The sequence below is a fragment of the Paenibacillus sp. AK002 genome, from assembly GCF_053903045.1.
This window is the reverse complement of record NZ_CP096377.1, coordinates 5096905-5114863: the sequence shown is the minus strand read 5'-3', so window position 1 is coordinate 5114863 and position 17959 is coordinate 5096905. Positions and strand designations below refer to the sequence as shown.

At 52.1% G+C, this 17959-nt stretch carries 17 protein-coding genes; 12 read left to right on the top strand and 5 right to left on the bottom strand.

Annotation, left to right across the window (positions count from 1 at the left end; genetic code table 11):
* Window positions 1-113 precede the first annotated feature (113 nt).
* The 4 genes from M1D70_RS22875 (at window position 114) to M1D70_RS22860 (ending at window position 4150) form a co-directional block, all read left to right on the top strand.
* Window positions 114-278: a hypothetical protein gene (locus tag M1D70_RS22875; protein ID WP_009593612.1), complete on the top strand. Its 165-nt coding sequence runs from the start codon at window positions 114-116 to the stop codon at window positions 276-278.
* A 48-nt stretch (window positions 279-326) separates the two neighbouring features.
* A complete protein-coding gene (locus M1D70_RS22870) occupies window positions 327-1781 on the top strand; it encodes an aminotransferase-like domain-containing protein (protein WP_456288035.1) in 1455 nt (484 codons plus the stop codon).
* A 242-nt stretch (window positions 1782-2023) separates the two neighbouring features.
* Window positions 2024-2941 carry a D-alanine--D-alanine ligase gene (locus M1D70_RS22865; RefSeq protein ID WP_009593585.1) on the top strand — a complete coding sequence of 306 codons (918 nt, stop codon included), beginning with the start codon at window positions 2024-2026 and terminating at the stop codon, window positions 2939-2941.
* Window positions 2942-2947: 6 nt separating this feature from the next.
* On the top strand, window positions 2948-4150 hold the full coding sequence (locus tag M1D70_RS22860) for an aminotransferase class I/II-fold pyridoxal phosphate-dependent enzyme (RefSeq protein ID WP_456288034.1): 1203 nt from the start codon (window positions 2948-2950) through the stop codon (window positions 4148-4150).
* On the opposite strand, the gene M1D70_RS22855 is transcribed toward M1D70_RS22860, so the two are convergent.
* Entirely contained in the window at window positions 4136-5041 is a 906-nt protein-coding gene (locus tag M1D70_RS22855; protein WP_456288033.1) for an AraC family transcriptional regulator, read from the bottom strand. The genes M1D70_RS22860 and M1D70_RS22855 overlap by 15 nt on opposite strands.
* A 213-nt stretch (window positions 5042-5254) precedes the next feature.
* Between M1D70_RS22855 and M1D70_RS22850 the strand changes: the two genes are divergently transcribed.
* Window positions 5255-6142, top strand: coding sequence for a sugar phosphate isomerase/epimerase family protein (locus M1D70_RS22850; protein WP_009593599.1), 888 nt, complete (start codon window positions 5255-5257; stop codon window positions 6140-6142).
* A 26-nt stretch (window positions 6143-6168) separates the two neighbouring features.
* Window positions 6169-7200 (top strand): Gfo/Idh/MocA family protein, encoded by a 1032-nt coding sequence (locus M1D70_RS22845; protein ID WP_456288032.1) that lies wholly within the window; start codon window positions 6169-6171, stop codon window positions 7198-7200.
* A 152-nt stretch (window positions 7201-7352) separates the two neighbouring features.
* On the opposite strand, the gene M1D70_RS22840 is transcribed toward M1D70_RS22845, so the two are convergent.
* From M1D70_RS22840 to M1D70_RS22830, 3 genes are read right to left on the bottom strand one after another with little or no spacing between them, the layout of a single operon-like run.
* Window positions 7353-8249, bottom strand: coding sequence for a sugar phosphate isomerase/epimerase family protein (locus M1D70_RS22840; protein WP_009593618.1), 897 nt, complete (start codon window positions 8247-8249; stop codon window positions 7353-7355).
* 49 nt (window positions 8250-8298) lie between these two features.
* Window positions 8299-9156, bottom strand: coding sequence for a sugar phosphate isomerase/epimerase family protein (locus M1D70_RS22835; protein ID WP_456288031.1), 858 nt, complete (start codon window positions 9154-9156; stop codon window positions 8299-8301).
* Window positions 9153-10211, bottom strand: coding sequence for a Gfo/Idh/MocA family protein (locus M1D70_RS22830; RefSeq protein ID WP_009593602.1), 1059 nt, complete (start codon window positions 10209-10211; stop codon window positions 9153-9155). Before M1D70_RS22830 ends, M1D70_RS22835 begins: the two co-directional genes overlap by 4 nt.
* A gap of 126 nt (window positions 10212-10337) precedes the next feature.
* On the opposite strand from M1D70_RS22830, the gene M1D70_RS22825 reads away from it, so the two are divergent.
* The 5 genes from M1D70_RS22825 to M1D70_RS22805 all read left to right on the top strand — a co-directional run bounded on the left by M1D70_RS22825 (window position 10338) and on the right by M1D70_RS22805 (window position 15839).
* Entirely contained in the window at window positions 10338-11195 is an 858-nt protein-coding gene (locus tag M1D70_RS22825) for a helix-turn-helix domain-containing protein (RefSeq protein WP_456288030.1), read from the top strand.
* Window positions 11196-11508: 313 nt separating this feature from the next.
* On the top strand, window positions 11509-13272 hold the full coding sequence (locus tag M1D70_RS22820; protein WP_456288029.1) for a glycerol-3-phosphate dehydrogenase/oxidase: 1764 nt from the start codon (window positions 11509-11511) through the stop codon (window positions 13270-13272).
* Between the two features lie 325 nt (window positions 13273-13597).
* A complete protein-coding gene (locus tag M1D70_RS22815; protein ID WP_009593587.1) occupies window positions 13598-14407 on the top strand; it encodes an HAD-IIA family hydrolase in 810 nt (269 codons plus the stop codon).
* Window positions 14408-14477: 70 nt separating this feature from the next.
* Window positions 14478-15083 (top strand): glycerol-3-phosphate responsive antiterminator, encoded by a 606-nt coding sequence (locus M1D70_RS22810; RefSeq protein WP_009593577.1) that lies wholly within the window; start codon window positions 14478-14480, stop codon window positions 15081-15083.
* Window positions 15084-15125: 42 nt separating this feature from the next.
* Window positions 15126-15839, top strand: a complete 714-nt coding sequence (locus tag M1D70_RS22805; RefSeq protein WP_009593619.1) for an MgtC/SapB family protein — start codon at window positions 15126-15128, stop codon at window positions 15837-15839.
* Between the two features lie 124 nt (window positions 15840-15963).
* Here M1D70_RS22805 and M1D70_RS22800 read toward each other — a convergent pair whose 3' ends face one another.
* Window positions 15964-16647 (bottom strand): lysoplasmalogenase, encoded by a 684-nt coding sequence (locus tag M1D70_RS22800; protein WP_456288028.1) that lies wholly within the window; start codon window positions 16645-16647, stop codon window positions 15964-15966.
* 267 nt (window positions 16648-16914) lie between these two features.
* Between M1D70_RS22800 and M1D70_RS22795 the strand changes: the two genes are divergently transcribed.
* Window positions 16915-17895 (top strand): copper amine oxidase N-terminal domain-containing protein, encoded by a 981-nt coding sequence (locus M1D70_RS22795; RefSeq protein WP_456288027.1) that lies wholly within the window; start codon window positions 16915-16917, stop codon window positions 17893-17895.
* Window positions 17896-17959: the final 64 nt, after the last annotated feature.

Below are 17959 nucleotides of genomic sequence, written 5' to 3'. Positions count from 1 at the left end.
TTAGGCCTAACGAATCCAGCGTTATACTGCCCCATCTTCCTTTGAGAAGGTGGGGCAGTTTTTGATTTTTCGATCTGTTTTTTCGCCTGACGGGTACCAAGAAGGTTTCATTCTTGCTTGTGCATGATCCCGTATGGTTCCATGATAAAGAGAACGTGCATGTCATCAAGGTATATTGGCGCAAAGGGCAGTCCAATCCTAGAGATGAGATGGCCAGGATGCGGCAAACGATATCGGCAAACCACGCCCGAGGCGAAAGAGGCCTGCTGTGGTTCTAGTGGTGCCGCCGAAATTATGCCATCATAAGAGCAAGGGGGAAATGAACGATGTATTTGGATTTCAAGTTGGCGAATGACCGCCCGGCGTATATTCAAGTCAAGGATTACATGAAGCGCTTGATGACAACCGGGGCGCTGCAAGCCGATCAGAAGCTTCCCTCCACGCGTGAGCTAAGCGCGCTGTTTCGAGTGGGCCGCAATACGGTGCTGAGCGCATACTCCGATTTGGAGGATGAAGGCTATATCTACGCGGTTAAAGGGCAAGGACACTTTGTTTCCCCTTCGATCAGCGGGGCATCCGCACAGCCTGAAGGTAAACGGCTGGACTGGGGTCCTCGCCTGAACGAGTATGCCAGGCTTGCGGAAGCGAATGATCTGATGAAGCACGGGATCCGTGCTGAGAAGGGCTCCATATCGTTTACAAGCATCGCTCCCGATGAGAAGCTGTTCGACCTGCCCAATGTCAAGCGCGCATTCCTGGACCGGATGTCGCTTGAAGGGGATATTCTACTAAATTACGGTTACGCCAAAGGCTATAAACCGCTTATTGATTACCTTCTCCGTTACATGGAGAACAAAGGCGTGAATATTCAGGGCAAAGATATGCTGATCACCAGCGGTTTTACGGAAGGCTTAAGTCTGGTGCTATCCGCCTTGAACCAAGGGCATGGCCGCATTCTATGCGAGAATCCCACCCATCATACCGCCATTAAAAATTTTAAAATGCACGGGTACGCCATTACCGGCGTCGAGATGGAGCAAGACGGCATCAGCCTGACAGGGCTCTCACGCGAGCTGTCGGAGCGGTCGTACGACATGGCGTACCTTGTGCCTTCCTATCATAATCCTACCGGAATCGTGATGTCCCACCAGAAGCGGCTGGAAGCGCTGCGGCTGCTGAACGAGCACGAGATTCCCGTGATCGAAGACGGCTTCAACGAGGAGCTGCGTTATTCGGGCTCTCACATCGCGCCTCTCGTTGCATGTGCAGGGGGAGAGAACAACAGCGTGATTTACTTGGGCAGCTTCTCCAAGATTCTGTTTCCCGGCTTGCGAGTCGGATGGGTGCTGGCCGACAAGACCCTGATTCATTATCTGGAAAGCGTGAAGCGGGCCCGCAGCATTCATACGTCGACGCTGGATCAGTCCCTGCTCTTTCAATATTTGTACAATGGCAACTTCGAGAAGTATTTAAAGAGAGCGAAGGCCGAGTACAAGCGAAAATACGAGCTTGCGATCCGCTGCTGCGAGGAGTGGATTCCGATGGAGCGGCTGTCCGGCGACGGCGGGCTACACCTGTTCGTTGAATTCGGTCCCGAATTCCGAACCCGCGAGCTGCTGGAGGCATGTTCCGCCCAGGGCGTGGTATTCACGCCGGGCGATATTTTCTATACCGATGGCGGCGGCCAGCACACCATGCGTCTTGGATTCTCACGCGTCTCCGACGAGAACATCGAGAAGGGGATTCGGATCATCGGCGAGACGGCAAGGAAGTTGGTGTGATCGGTCTGCAACGGAGAAGGCGGAATTATTGTGGAGAAGCGGAGCGTTCACCTTTGCCGTCGGATTTCAACTTATGAATATTCAAATCAGTAGAAATCTGAGGGCAACGAAAGATCGGAAGAATAATCCGCATGCGGAGTGATGATTAGCATACAAAAGAGATTTAGCTTACGGAGCATGTTTAACTCGTTGGAGCTTTAGAAATTCATATTTTTCCACCACAGTTTTAGGAGGTCTACATCATGAAGGTTGGCGTCATCATGGGAGGCGTATCATCCGAGAGGGAAGTTTCGCTCATGACCGGCAAAGAGATGATCGCTCATTTGGATAAAAGCCGCTACGAGGTCTATCCGATCGAGATTCACGATAAACGCGAGCTGATCAGCAAAACCGAAGGCATCGATATTGCGCTGCTCGCCCTGCACGGCGCGTTCGGGGAAGACGGCACGGTGCAGGGCACCCTCGATACGCTGGGGATTCCGTATACCGGCAGCGGCGTTCTGGCCAGCAGTCTCTGCATGGATAAAGATTTGAGCAAGAAGCTGCTGCGTTACGAAGGATTGCATACGGCTGACTGGATCATGGTCAGCTGCATGGAAGAGCTGGCGGCCGCCGACGTGGAGGGGCTCGGTTTTCCCGTTGTGGTGAAGCCGAATGCGGGCGGGTCCAGCATCGGTACCCGGATCGTGCGCGACTCGGCTGGCCTAGCATCCGCCGTCGAAGAGGCGCTGCGGTGGGACCGCTTCGTCATGATCGAGCAATGGATCGAGGGAGAGGAAATCACCTGCCCGGTCCTGAACGGCGATATGCTTCCGATTGTGTCGATCAAGCCGAACTCCGAATTCTTCGATTATGCATCCAAATACGAAGAAGGCGAAGCGGATGAGCAGGTGATCGAGCTTCCCACAGAACTTCAGGAGCAGGTGCGCACAGCCGCGCTTCAATGCTATAAGGCGATGAAGTGCAGTGTATATGCCCGGATCGATATCATCCTGAAGGGAAAGATTCCTTATATTTTGGAGGTCAACACGCTTCCGGGTTTAACGAAGACCAGTCTGCTGCCAAGAAGCGCGGAAGCGGCGGGATATTCGTTCAGCGGACTTTTGGATGCCTTGATTGAAACCTCATTATCGGAACGAAAAAGCGAAGGCAAGGAGTAGAAGGATATGAAGACAACGAGCAGCTTTCTAACATCGACGGTGCAAGTCATGCCGCCATCCGGCATCCGGCAATTTTTTAATGCTGCGGAAGCGGATGACGAGGTCATTTCGCTCGGCGTGGGCGAACCGGATTTCGTGACGCCCCAGTGTGCGATCGACGCATGCAAACGGGCGCTGGAGCATGGGCGCACGATGTACACGCCGAATGAAGGGCTGATGGAGTTGAGGGAAGGAATTGCAGACTATCTGCATGCCGGCTTCCAGCTGCAATACGAGCCGTCGAGGGAGGTCCTGGTTACGGTCGGCGGCAGCGAAGCGATTGATCTTGCGCTGCGGGCGCTCATCTCGCCGGGCGATGAAATTATCATTCCCGTACCGGGATATGTCGCCTATGCTCCTCTAGTGCAATTGAACGGCGGCACCGTCGTCGAGTTGGAGCTATCCGCGGAGCATGACTTCAAATTGACGGCGGATGCACTGCAGCAGGCGATTACGCCCCGGACGAAAGCGATCGTTGTTAACTTTCCGAGCAATCCGACAGGAGCCGTCATGACCCATGAGGATTGGCTTCCGATCGCGCGCCTTGCGGTCGAGCACAATTTGGTGGTGATTTCAGACGAAATGTATGCCGAGCTTACTTATAGCGGTACGCATACGAGCGTTGCTTCCCTGCCGGGGATGCGGGAGCGGACCGTCATCATCGGCGGATTCTCCAAAGCCTTTGCCATGACGGGCTGGCGGGTCGGCTACCTCTGCGGCGATGCCGGGCTGGTGAGCGCTATGGTCAAGATCCATCAGTATACCGCGCTCTGCGCGCCCATCATGGGACAGATTGCGGCCATCGAATGTTTAAGGAACGGGCTCGGGGATCGGGATGTGATGAGGCAGGCTTACGATGAGCGCCGACAAATGTTTGTGCAGGGACTGAGCGATATCGGCCTGAGCTGCCGCGATCCTCAGGGAGCCTTCTATGCATTCCCCAGCATAACCGGAACCGGCCTCGGCTCGCAGCAGTGCGCGGAGCGATTGCTTCGGGAGGCCAAAGTAGCCGTTGTGCCGGGCCATGTATTCGGTGCCGGGGGCGAAGGCTTTATCCGCTGCTCGTATGCCGCTTCATCCGCTCGACTCTGCGAAGCGCTCGAACGAATGGAACGCTGGCTTCAAACGCATGTACGTGCCGAAGATCTTCATGCCTTACAGAATTCTTGACAGCTTCCGGTAATCGGTAGCGGTAATCCCCTCCAGCCTCCGGAAGATCCGGCTGAAATAATGAATGTCCGGGTATCCGACGCCTTCGCCAACCATCTCGATCGAGATGTCGGATTCCCGGAGCAGCCGGCGCGCTTCCCGGTGGCGAACGGATTGCACGAATTCGCTCGGCGGCATCCCGGCAAGGCGCTTAAACAATTTGGCGGTATGATCCGCGCTTAACATCAAATGCTCCGCGATGACTTTGTTGCTCCAGTCTTTGGCTGGAGCTTTTTCGATTTGAGCCATCAGCTCGATCAGCTTGGCCTCGTGCGGCGACGTTTCCGTCAATGCCCGGGAGGGGTGCGTCCGAAACAGCTGAACCAGCACATCCAGCATCAGTCCCTTGCAGGCAAGCTCATAGCCGGCGGGACGCAGGGTGAATTCCTCTACGATGCGTTCCATCATCTGTACGCATGGCAGGGGTGGCGTGTAGATAATCCGTGAAGAAAGGGGAGGGAAGGCGGATGATACGGCTTCATGCGCGAACTTATCCGCATCCACCACGGCTTCGTTCACGATCATATCGGCTTCCGTCTGGATGTCCAGCTCATCGAAAAAATCAAAATGGATGCCCAGAAAACGCGCGTCGGGATGGGAAACCACCTCATTCTGGTGGTAAACGCCGGACGGCAGGAAGATCAGCTGGCCTGCTTCAACGACATGCCGGTTCCCGTACATCGTGGTAACGGCTTCCCCATGGCATACATAGAGCAGCTCGAAATCATATAACCTGCGCTGCGGGAGAGCTCCCGTCGCCATGCGTTGAAACTGTGCATAATGAATGCTGGGCGACCATTCGCAAAAAGGCGCTTCGCGTTTTACCGGATAATCGGGGTCCATATCGGCCATCGTAGATTCACTCCCAAATGTTAGTAAGAGAATAGAACGGAATTGTCCAAATAATCACTTTTCTTTCTAAATCATTTTTTGGAATGTTTATTTATTATATAAGTATTATTACATCCAATTGGTTTATTTACAACTTGACGGAAAAAGTCAAATGATGCGTTTCAGAAAACATTTGCAACATCATCAACCCATAAATTTTAGGAGGGATTTGCGATGAAAAAAGGGATTAATATCTGGTCGTTCCCGGGAGAGGCTTCCATCTCCGACTGTATCCGATTGGCAAAAGAAGCGGGCTTTGACGGAATCGAACTGTCGCTGAACCAAACGGGGGAGCTCGGGCTCCAGGCAGGCGATAAGGAAGTGCAGAACATAGCGGCACAGCTGAAGGACGCGGACCTCGAGATTGCAGGATTGGCGACCGGCTTGTATTGGGATTATCCGATGACCAGCGACGACCCGGCTATCCGTGAAAAGGCTATGGACGTTTGCAAGAAGCAGCTGGAGCTCGCGGCTGCATTCGGAGTGGACGCCATTCTTGTGATACCAGGGGCGGTCGGCGTCGATTTTGTTCCCGGTTCCGCAGTCATCGACTACGAATATGCCTACGAGCGGGCACAAGAATCCATTCGCAAGCTGGTTCCGTACGCGGAAAGCGCCGGCGTTGCGATTGCGCTCGAGAATGTCTGGAACAAATTCCTCTTGTCCCCGCTGGAATTGCGAACCTTCATTGATGAGATCGGTTCCGACTATGTCGGCTCTTATTTTGATGTAGGCAACGTCGTGCACAACGGTTATCCGGAGCATTGGATTCGAATTTTGGGCGAGCGGATCAAGAAAGTCCATTTCAAGGATTACCGCAGGCAGGCAGGCGGATTGCACGGCTTTGTCGACCTGCTGGCAGGAGACGTCAATTATCCTGCAGTGGTGGAAGCTCTGCGCCTGATCGGCTACGACAACTATGTCACGGCAGAGATGATCCCGGCCTACACCCATTACTCGGAGCAGATCATATTTAACACATCCAATGCGATGGATGCGATTCTCGGACGGACGCCGTCTTTGCGCAAGCCGGACGCGCGGCAGCATCAAGGACAATCATAATCATAAGGAATACGGAGGGAATAAGAATGCTTAAAATCGGAATATTGGGTTTTGGTTTCATGGGCCGCATGCATTTCGACAATTATCTTCGTTTGGCTCAAGAAGGTGCGGACATCGAGCTGGTGGCGATTTGCGATCTGCGCATCGATGAGCTTAAAGACAGCAAAGCCAACGGGAATATGGCGACCGAGCGCGATGTCTACGACCTGGAGCCCTATCGTCTTTACGACCACGTGGACAAAATGCTCGAGCATGAAGAGCTGGATATCGTGGATGTATGCCTGCCGACGTATTTGCATGCGGATATGTCCTGCATGCTGCTGGAGCGCGGCATTCACGTCCTGTGCGAAAAACCTGTTGCGGGCAGCTCGGAAGGAGCCTGGCGCATGGTGAAAACAGCGGAACGCACGGGCAAAACGCTAATGATCGGACAATGCCTGCGTTTCTGGCCGGCTTATGAATATTTGAAAGATTGCGTGGAGGACGGCCGCTACGGCAGCATCGTTGCAGGCGAATTCTTCCGGGGATCGGAGCCGCCTAAGGGCTGGTTCCTGGAAGGGGAGAAGAGCGGAGGCTGCATCACGGACATGCATGTGCATGACGCGGACATGATCCACTGGCTGATGGGCAAACCGGAGCGGGTGTCCACATTCGCCAAAACGATCATTGAGGGAAGCTCGTACGATATCGTATCTACCCATTACACATACCCTGACGGGAAAGTGATTAACGCCCATGCGGATTGGACGCTGCACGGCGAACATGGCTTCTATATGGGATACCGGGTAAATTTCGAGGCGGCTACCCTGGTGTTCGAGAATAATGAATTGAAGGTGTATCCTGAAGACGCACCGGGCTTTTCAGCCGAACTGTCCGGAGATTCCGGCTACTACCGCGAGCTTCAGTATTTCATCGAGCATGTTGCGCAAGGGAAGCCGGTAGCGGTATGCACGCCAGACAGCGCGGCCGGGTCGCTGGAAATTATCGAAGCCGAGATCCGTTCCGCAAGAGCGAACGGGGCTTTGGAGAACGTGACGGGGAAACAGGCGGTATCTTAAGGTACACAAGTTTCAAGTTCCAACACATCATGGTAAAGACAATGAACAGGCCGATCAGGAAATTTCCTGATCGGCCTGTTGTTTGGGTTTATCGAGACCGTGCCAAGCGAACGCTGCGGTTTGCTTGGCACGGTCTCAAAGCTTGCGTCGGTTTATGCTCTGAACGTCTTCAAGAAGTCAACGGCAAGCTTGATGTCCGCTTCCGGGTTAGCCTTCACTTCGCGTTCGATTGTCAAATACCCGGTATAGCCGATATCCTTAAGGGCCTGCAGGTAAGCATTCCAGTTAACGCCGCCTTCGCCAAGCGGAACCTCACGGAACTTCTCGCCGGACTCCGCCATATCGGCAATTTTGTCATGGTCAAGCGCGGGTGCTTCATATCCGAAATCGCCGTATACGTCACGAGGGTCGATGTAGTCTGCCAGCTTGATTCCGTCCTTCGCGTGGGTATGGACGATGTAATCCTTCAGGTTATATACGCCCTGTACTGGATCGTCACCCGTAACCATGACCATGTTGGCCGGGTCGAAGTTAACGGATACGCCGTTGGAACCGAGGCCGTCCAGGAATGATTTCAAGTGAGCCGAAGGCTCCGGCCCCGTCTCGATGGCAAAATATGCGTTCATCGAGTTCGCGAAGGTGCTGAGCTCTACGCAGGCCTTATGCATCGTTTCATATACGCGGCCGTTGTGATCCTGCGGCACGATGCCGATATGGGTCGTAATGATATTGGTTCCAAGCTCCAAACCGAGCTCCATGATCCGTTTGGATTTTTCGATTTTGGCCGCATTCTCGGCGGGATCCTGAAAGCCGTGTCCGCCAAGGTCACCGACGAGGGCGGAAATTTCAAGTCCCAGGGAATCGATATAATCCTTCAATTCTTTTCGCGCGGAAGCGGAGAGGTTGGCCGGATCCATTTCGCCGTGAACGGCATAAATCTGAACGCCGTCCGCGCCGACCTCCCGTGCTTTGACAAGACCTTCTCTTACGCCAACCCGAAAGCTGTCAACGATAACGCCAATTTTGTTAGGCATGATAGGCTTCGACATCCTAATATCCCCCTTATATCATCCTTATGTGATCCATAAGCCTTCTGTCTTAAGCTTCGTTCCAGGCTTTACGGACATATTCCAAACCGAATTTAGCACCCGTGCGGCAATCTTCCATCCCTTCGAATTCAATCGAGATATAGCCGTCATACCCGGATTCCTTCACGATGCGAACGACTTCCGGCATATCGATATCGCCTTGGCCGACAATCGCGCCGCGCAGCCAGTTGCCGCTGGAGGTGTTAAACCAGCCGGATCCGGGTGCACGGTGAGCCGGACGATAGTAGAAGTCCTTGAAGTGAACCATCGAAGCCAGGCCGATGTTGTTTGCCACTGCCACCGTGGATACCTCGTCTGCGCAGAGGAAATTCCCGATATCCAGAGTAGTTTTGAAGTTAGGGTGATTCACGGTTTGAACCAACGCTTTGACACGGTCGCTGTGCTGAATGAAGTAGCCATGGTTCTCCACGCTGGTGGTAATGCCGCGTTCTGCCGCATAATCGGCAATGATACGGCATGCATTGGCCATCCGCGGAAGCTCCTCCAGGAAATGAGTGATGGACAAGTCTTTGGAGGAACCTACGTCATGGCGCATGAGCTTGGCGCCAAGCGCAGCCGCTATGTCCACTTCGCCTTTGACTCGTTCAATCTCCGCTGCATAAGCAGCGTCATCCAATTCCGCAAAATTGGCGCCGATGGCGTAGTTGGAGATGTCAAGTCCTTTAGAAGCGGCGTGGGATTTGATCGTATCAATCAGCTCCGGCGTTTCCTTCAGGTTAAAGCCGATCGGAACGATCTCGATATGCTCTCCGCCGATCTCCGCAACGTAATCGATGACGTCGGTAATGGTCATTTCGCCTTTGTTAATGGCTTGGTACAGGCTGTACGAGCTTACTCCGAGTTTCATAGGAGAACTTCAGCCCCTTTCTCAGCGGATTCATAGATGCCGCACAGAATTTTCATGATCTCAACGCCGTCTTCAACCGGGCTGAGCGGTGTCGTGCCGTTCTCGATACAGGAAATGAAATGATTGACTTCGCTTTGGAAAGCGGCATCGAAATCGAATCCCTTGCTGTCCGTTTGCGGCTGGATGTTGATAATGGTATCGTGTTTCTCGGTCACGATGGATACCTCAGGATCAATCTCGAATCCGCCCTTGTCTCCATACAATTTAACGGATTGCAGATTTTCCTTCGAGTGCAGCGTGAAGCTCACGTCCACCAGCAACGAAGCGCCGTTCTCAAAACGGATCATCGCGTTCGCCATATCCTCGACCGTGTTCTTCTCGGCATCATAATCCGCTGCTTTATAGAAGGACAGGTTGCGCACGTTGGAGCGGTTGCCCAGCTTCCGGTATGTATTGGCACTGACGGCAACCGGCTTCGGACGGCCCATCATGTACCAGCACAGGTCGATGACATGCACGCCGATATCGATGAGCGGTCCGCCGCCGGAACGTTCGATGTCGGAGAACCAGCCGCCCGGATTGCCAAGGCGGCGAATGGAGGAAGCCTTCGCGAAGTAGATCTCCCCGAATTCACCCTTGTCTGCAAACTCGCGGAGCATTTGAGCGTTAGGGTCATAGCGTCTTACGAAACCGACCTGGAGCATCTTGCCGGAGGATTTCACGGCCTCCTGTACTTGAAGCGCTTCCTCAACGGTGCGGCAAAGCGGTTTCTCAACCAGAACGTGTTTGCCGGCATTCAGTGCCGCAATGCTGATTTCGGCATGCGTATTGTTCCAGGTACAGATGCTTACCGCATCGATTTCCGGATCGGCCAGAAGTTCTTTATAGTCCGTGTAGACTTTGGTAGCGCCGTATTTTTCAGCTGCGCGCTGTGCTCTTTCTTCGTTTAAATCGCACACGGCGAGCAAGTTCGCGTTCGCATGTTTTTGATAGGATTGCAAATGCATAGCAGAGATTGATCCAGTGCCAATGACGCCAACATTAATAGATTTCATGAGTTCACTCCTCTGAATTTACTGCATTACACTTTCGTATTATAATGCTTTTAGAGGAAGACACCATGATAAACCGTGCTGTTTGTTTGTACAATTGTGCTGTCTTACTGGAAGGAGATCAGAGCATTGGACAAAACACTGCGAGAACCGATGACGATGCCGGATCCTCAGTTTCCGATCAAGGTTCATCGTTGCGAGTTTGATGGCCGGGGACAGGTATTATTTAATCATCACTGGCATGAGCATCTTGAAATATTATATTTTGTTTCGGGGGAAGCGACGCTGGAATGCGGCTCGACCACCTTTACCGCCAAGGAAGGCGATATGATCGTCATTAACCGGAATGAACTGCATTATGGCCTCAGCCAGTCGGACCATTTGTTTTATTATGCGTTAATCGCAGATTTCTCGCTGCTGCAGAGCCATTCCCTGGATGCGCCCGAGATGAAATTCATCACGCCGATCACCCAGAGCCGGCTGATCTTCGAGAACCGAATCAGCGGGGATGATGCGCTGGCGCCCATGCTATCCATTATCAAGGAGCTGGAACAGCAGGAGTTCGGCTATGAGCTGGCCATCAAATCGGAGCTGTACCGGCTGCTTACGCTTCTGCTGCGAGGTTATGTCGCGACGGTTCTGACGCAGGATGAATACGTCGAGCGGATGAAGAACGTCGAGCGGTTTGCACCGATATTCAAGTATATCGAGGAGCATTACCGTGAGGATCTGTCGGTGGAGCAGTTATCCGGCATGGCAGGTCTCAGCCGGTTTCATTTCAGCAGATTGTTCAAGGAAATCAGCGGCAGGACCGTAACGGAGTACGTGAATGAAACCAGGCTCAACCGGGCGGATTACCTGCTCCGCGAAAGCCCGCTTACGGTATCGGAAATCGCCGCTGCTACAGGATTCAACGATATTTATTATTTCAGCCGGACCTTCAAGAAATATAAGCGGATGGCTCCATCGGCTTTACGGAAAAAGTGATCCTGAGGGTTTTGCGGTTCTATTAGGTTCCATATAGACATAAATATAAAAGCGACATATAATGAGTAATCATATTGATTGCATAAAGCGGCGGAGACGACGGAGAACCCTTTTGCTTACATGCATACCGTATTTGGTATGCATTCCGAGCAGATGCGGTTCTTTTTTTTAGATTATTGAATGTAAAAGTTTTCAGCGAAGCTGAACCCATTCGATAATCGCAAGAAAAACGTCCACTAAATGCGGTCTGTCTTCTGTGAAGATACGTCGATAGATGTTTTTCTTATTATATGTTGAGAGAGGAGAATGTCAGGTGGGCACAAGCTTATCCGCCAAGATGCGGACCCGTTATTTACAGGACATGTCGGCAAATAAGCTGGATGTACTGGTGATTGGCGGCGGTATCACGGGGGCGGGCATTGCTTGGGACGCCAGCTGCAGAGGGATGAGCGTCGGCTTGGTGGAGATGAATGATTTTGCTTCGGGAACGAGCGGCAGATCAACGAAGCTGATTCACGGGGGACTCCGGTATTTGAAGCAAGGGGAAATCGGCCTGGTACGGGAGGTGGGCTCCGAACGGGCACTGCTTCACCGCAGCGCTCCGCACCTGGTGGAGCCAATCCCCATGCTGCTCCCTATTTATAAAAAAGGCACCTATGGTTATTTTGCCAGTTCCGTCGGATTGTATCTGTATGATTGGCTGGCGGGTGTCAAGCGCAGCGAACGGCGGAAGATGTTTCGAAGGGAGAGCACCCTGGCCCTTGAACCGCTCTTTCGGAAGGAGGGATTGAAAGGTTCCGGTTATTATTACGAATACCGCACCGATGATGCGCGTTTGACGGTCGAAGTGGTAAAATCTGCAAGGGCTAAGGGAGCGCACATCGCGAATTACGCCAAGGTGCAGGAATTTATATATCGAGGAGGAAAAGTAGCAGGAGCACAGGTGGAAGACCTATTGAGCGGGGAGACCTATGCGGTATATGCCAAAAAAATCATAAACGCCGCCGGTCCATGGGTGGATCAGGTCAGGCTGAAGGATAATTCGCTCAAGGGCAAGCAGCTGCTCTTAACAAAGGGCGTTCACCTGGTGGTGGATCATGCCAAGCTTCCCGTACGACAGGCCGCTTATTTTGATGTGCCGGGCGGCCGAATGATTTTTGTCATTCCGCGGGAGGGCAAGACATATATCGGAACGACCGATACTCTCTATAAAGGGGCGATTGAGACGCCCGGCATTACCGAGGAGGACCGCCGCTATCTCATCGATGCGGTCAATCATGCGTTTCCGGATGCAGGGCTGAAGCCAAGCGATATCGAATCCGGATGGGCGGGGCTGCGGCCGCTCGTTCGCGAGGAAGGAAAAGGTCCTTCGGAAATATCGCGAAAAGATGAGTTGTTTATATCCGATTCCGGGTTGATCACGATTGCGGGCGGAAAGCTGACCGGATTCCGGAGAATGGCCGAAAAGGTCGTCAACCTTGCAGCTAGACAGCTTCAGGACGCAGATGGCACCATCTATCCTCCCTGTACGACGGATCGGGTTCCGATAAGCGGAGGAGACCTGAACGGACTCACTTATGCGGAAGCTCAGGAGAAGCTTATTAAACAGGGGGAAACCCTCGGCATCAGGCCTGATGACGTGAGGAGTTTCATGGCCAGGTATGGTACCGATACCCTTGAACTGTTTAAACGGATCAAGGCTGCATCCGACAAAACAGAAGCTATCGGATTTAGATTGCTGCGTGCCGAAATCGAGTATTCCATCGAATGCGAAATGACGATGAGTGCCGTGGATTTTCTGTTAAGAAGAACAGGCTGGATGTTATTCGACCGGCCCAAAACCGAGCGGGTCATTGCTTCCGTCATGAGCTTGATGGGGGAATGCTTAGAGTGGGATCATGAGGAGGTCGACAGACAATGGGAGCTACTGCAGGACCAATTGCAAGCGGCATGGGGAGTGGCGGAAGGCAGCAGAATAGAGTTGGCTGCAGCTCCGACGGATCGGGAACACGCCAATGATGCGGTCTCCGAAGAAGAAGCCGGGCATCCGTCGGCCGTGTCGGCGATGAACCGATAAGGTTTATCATCATGATGATCTTGTCAAATGTAAAATGTGGATGTAGTATAACCATATAAAGTTATAGAGCGGGCAGAGATGATGAGAAGCCCTTTGCATAACGAGAATCTTTCATTTGTCATGAATGAAGGTTTCTTCCATGCAAAGTGCTTCTCATTTTTTTGTATCCGCAAGGAACCGCCGGTCAGGGACTAAAGGACATGGCGCTGTCATATGTATACCTTACGGACAGGGGCTGGAGATATAACATAGCGATCTGACCGGACATATGTCCGTGACGTTTGTAGGCAAATTTACAGATTGAACATGCAGAGGAGAACGAAGTATGGATCATTTTGCAGGGTATATTTTTGATTTGGACGGTACGATTTACCTTGGGGCCGAGGCCATCGACGGTGCCGTGGAGACCATTCATTACTTGCAGGGACTGGATAAGAGGCTGTTGTTTTTGACCAACAAAACGATAGACTCTAGGGAGAATTATTTGAAGAAATTAGCGAAGCTTGGCATTCAGGTTGAAATGAATCATATTCTGAATCCCGCGCTTGTTACGATTCATTATCTTCAGAAGCATCATCCGGATGCAAAAGTATACGTTATTGGCGAGGATATATTGAAGAATGAGCTGCTGGACAATGGGATACGATTCGCCTCATCTCCGGAGGAAACCGACGTCGTGGTCGTATCGTGGGATCGGGATTTTCACTATCGTCATCTGGATTTTGCATATCAGGCGATCAAGGGGGGCGCCGAGGTTATTGCTACCCACCCGGATCGAACATGTCCGATGCCTGGCGGTGATGTGCCGGATGCCGGCGGCATGATTGGTGCCATCGAAGGCACTGCCGGCATTACCATTACGACGGTCATGGGCAAACCCTCCGTCTTGACGGCATTGACGGCTCTTGATATTTTGGGAGTGAAGGCCGAAGATTGCCTGATGTCGGGGGATCGGCTGGAGACGGATATCAAGATGGGCAATCAGGCGGGAATGAGCACGGCTTTGGTGCTGACCGGGGTTTCGACCAAGGAGGATCTGATGGACAGCAGCGTGAAGCCCACCTATGTGCTGAATTCGGTTCACGATATTTATCTCAGCGGTACTGCCTTGCAGCAGGCAAACGAAGCACAATGACGAGTATCTACAAAAATATGCCGGGGCAACGGGAGAATTGGAGAGGTTGCGGCGGCAACGAGGTGAAAACATGAAAACCAGTGTTGAAGGTGCACAACGAATTTCGTATTGCTTGAAGCGTAAACCCATTATTACTTCATTAATGAATGCGGATGAACTTCCTGCCGTGTTAGCGACCGAATCGAACATCGTATTTATTCTCAAGACCGATATTTTTATCATTGAATCGATCGTCGAGGAGATTCGCGAGGCGGGCAAGCTTTCGTTTGTGCATTTTGATCTGATTGAAGGGATCGGCAAAGATAAGACGGGAGTTAAGTACTTGGCTGAGAAGGTTGGCATCGACGGGATTGTCACGACAAAAAACACGGCGATTGTGGAAGCGAAGAAGTTGGGCTTGTTAACGGTTCAACGTCTGTTCGTATTTGACTCCGTCTCCCTGGACAACGGGATCAAAATGATTAAGGCCTCCAATCCCGATGCCATTGAAGTGCTCCCGGGCATGGTGTGCCAGCGGATTATGGAACGTATCCGCGCAGAGGTGGACGTGCCCGTCATTGCAGGGGGGCTCATGATCGATTTGGAGGATTTTGATACGGCTCTAAAGAGCGGTGTAATCGGCATATCCACCTCCAGCAAAGAGTTATGGCGCTGGCAGGATGAACATATGGCATAACGAAGAGCCGCCTTACAAGATGAAGATGGGTGGAGATTAGGAATGGATGTGTTTCAACTGGATACGGAGACCATGCTGATGCGGCTGCTGTTCGCTGCATTGCTCGGCGGTTTGATCGGTTGGGAGCGGGAACGCCGGAATAAGCAGGCCGGGTTAAAAACCCATCTCTTGGTGGCCGTCGGATCGACGCTGATTATGCTGACTTCCATCTACGGGTTTGACTCTGCACTAATCAATCATCCCAATGCGAGGTTTGATCCTGCCCGGCTGGCAGCACAAGTTGTAAGCGGTATCGGTTTTCTTGGTGCCGGAGCCATATTGCGGCGTTCCAATCATATCATTTCAGGTCTGACCACGGCCGCCACTTTATGGGTGGCAGCGGCTATCGGTTTAAGCGTGGGCTCCGGTTTTTACTGGCCTGCAATCATCACGACAGCGATCGTTCTGGTCAGCACGCTGGTGCTGAATAAATTGGAATCGAGGTTTCTCTTTATCAAAAAGTCCGGCAGCTTAAAGATTATCATCGAGGCGGGTGACCGTCCGGTACATGTGAGCACGATTACGGAATTGCTGCAAAAGGCCAATATGACGGTGGAAGGCATGATCGTGAACAATGACACGACGGAAGACGATTCGACCAAGGTCACAATGGAATTCCGGGTGTACTCGTTCAACAGCAAGGGAATTAACGGATTGTTCGAGCAGTTGTGGCAGGTAGAGGGGATTAAGCAGGTTCGCATGAACTGGCGTGATTAAGGACTCGGCGTTGCTTCGTTGCTTGATGGGGGAGTTTTGGACCGACATATCATGGAACATGGAGCGGTGAAATGTCCTGTAAAAGCTGAGCCCGGGGGAACCCGGACTCGGCTTTTTTGGTTTTCTAATGGATGGCGGAAGCATTGAGTGACGAGTCGCCCCTGCTCCGCGCTTTCGTCCAGTTAAAAGCCGAGATGCTTCTGGCTATCAGGAACTGGGCTGCGTAATACGTGGTCATGATCCATACGTTCGAATAAAGGATATCGGAAACAAACATGTTCCAGGACAGGATCGAGTCCGAGATGACAAAGAGCAGACTTCCAAGCATGGCTAACCGGTTTCCGGTCATGACGGAGGTCCAGAGCATGGTCGAGATGACCGCAATATAAGCGATGACGGGAAATATCAAAGCCTGCTCCCCATTTGAGTCGAGAGAGGTCACCAATTGAATGCCCATCCAGACCGAATAGGCCGCAATCGGAACGATGCTGAGGAGGCGGGGAAGCGAAGATCGCCATTGTCCCAGGAAGCCGATCGTATAGAACAGGTGACCGATCAGAAAAAAGGTAAGGCCGACGACAAACCAGACGAGCGTACCGTCACCAATCATGCAGAAGAACAGTCCCGATAACAGAAGATAGTGAACTTTCGTGGCACGGGGCGGGAACTGGCGATATGCAAACAGGATGATGAGCCACATGGGGATGAGCTTGAACAGCAGTTTGATTAGCAAGGGCTCGGAAGGAATGAAGAAAATGTAAAGCAGACTCATGATCAGGATAAACAACGGCAGCGCATATCGTTTCAAATCAATTCCCCCCGTAAGAAATGTAATCTCATGCTTAGACAATTCTTCCTCAGCGCCCCAATTCCTCTTTCCTGCTTTTCGACGTAAAGGGGATGTTGAGCGAATATAATGGGGGGTTAGCCATAGCGGACCTGGAGCGTGAGGGGAGGGCATATCCAGTGGCCTGTACGGAGTAACCGGCAATTGCTTTAGGGACGGGTCCATGGGTTATAGATGTTCTATAATGGAAATGGGAAGTGAACTGAGCTGAAGGAGGGAGAGTTCGTGATGAAGAAACGTCAAGCAGTGAAAAAGCTGCTGGCCGGTTTCATGGCGGCAGCGATTGGGATCGCCGTTTTCCAGTTCGGAGGAGAAGAAGTTTGGGCATCGGGCACATCTTCAGACCAACCTATTGAAGTTAGGGTGAATGGCGGCAAATTGCTGCTGGATTCGCCTGCTTTTATTCATCAAGGGAGGGTGATGGTGCCATTCCGCGGCATTTCGGCAGCAATGGGTGCCGAGGTGCGTTGGAATCAAGCCGATCGGACGGCGGTCGTGAGCAATGGCAAACATACAACGAGTTATACCGTTGGGCATACCCGTGCCATGAAAGACGGCAAGGTCGTGACCCTGGATGCTCCGCCTCTTCTCAGGGAGGGACGAGTTTACATCCCGCTCCGTTTCTCGGCTGAAGGGCTTGGAGGCAAGGTATCCTGGCATAACAAGGCAAAAGAAGCTATGATTTATCCGCTGCTCACGCCGAAAGAGGCAGAAGCTGCCCTGTCCAAAATCAGTGCTGAAGCGATCACATTTTTAAAAAACAAGGATTTTGAGAAGCTGGCCGAACTCGTTCATCCAAACGGAATCACCTTTTCACCGTATGCTCACGTCGACCGGCAGAAGGACGTAACGCTCGGCAAGCAGCAGCTGCGGCAGGGATTGAACAACGACGCCGTTTACCTATGGGGTGAGTTTGACGGCAGCGGAGAACCGATTTCGATGACTTTTGATGACTATTACAAGAAATTCATTTATTCGCTGGACTTTGCGAAGGCGCCGTGGATCGGATACAACCAATCGAAGAGCGAAGGAAATACGGTGAACAATGCCAGCAGCCAGTATAGAGAGGCCGGCATCGTTGAGTATTATTATGATGGATTTGATCCTGATTATGCGGGCATGGACTGGGAAAGCCTGCGGCTTGTGTTTGAGCGGTATGAGGATCGTTGGGTATTGTCCGGCATCATACATGATCAATGGACGATCTGAGACTGGCCTGATTAGTCGAAACCATGATGTAATGATGGTTTCGACATTTTTTTTTGAAAAAATG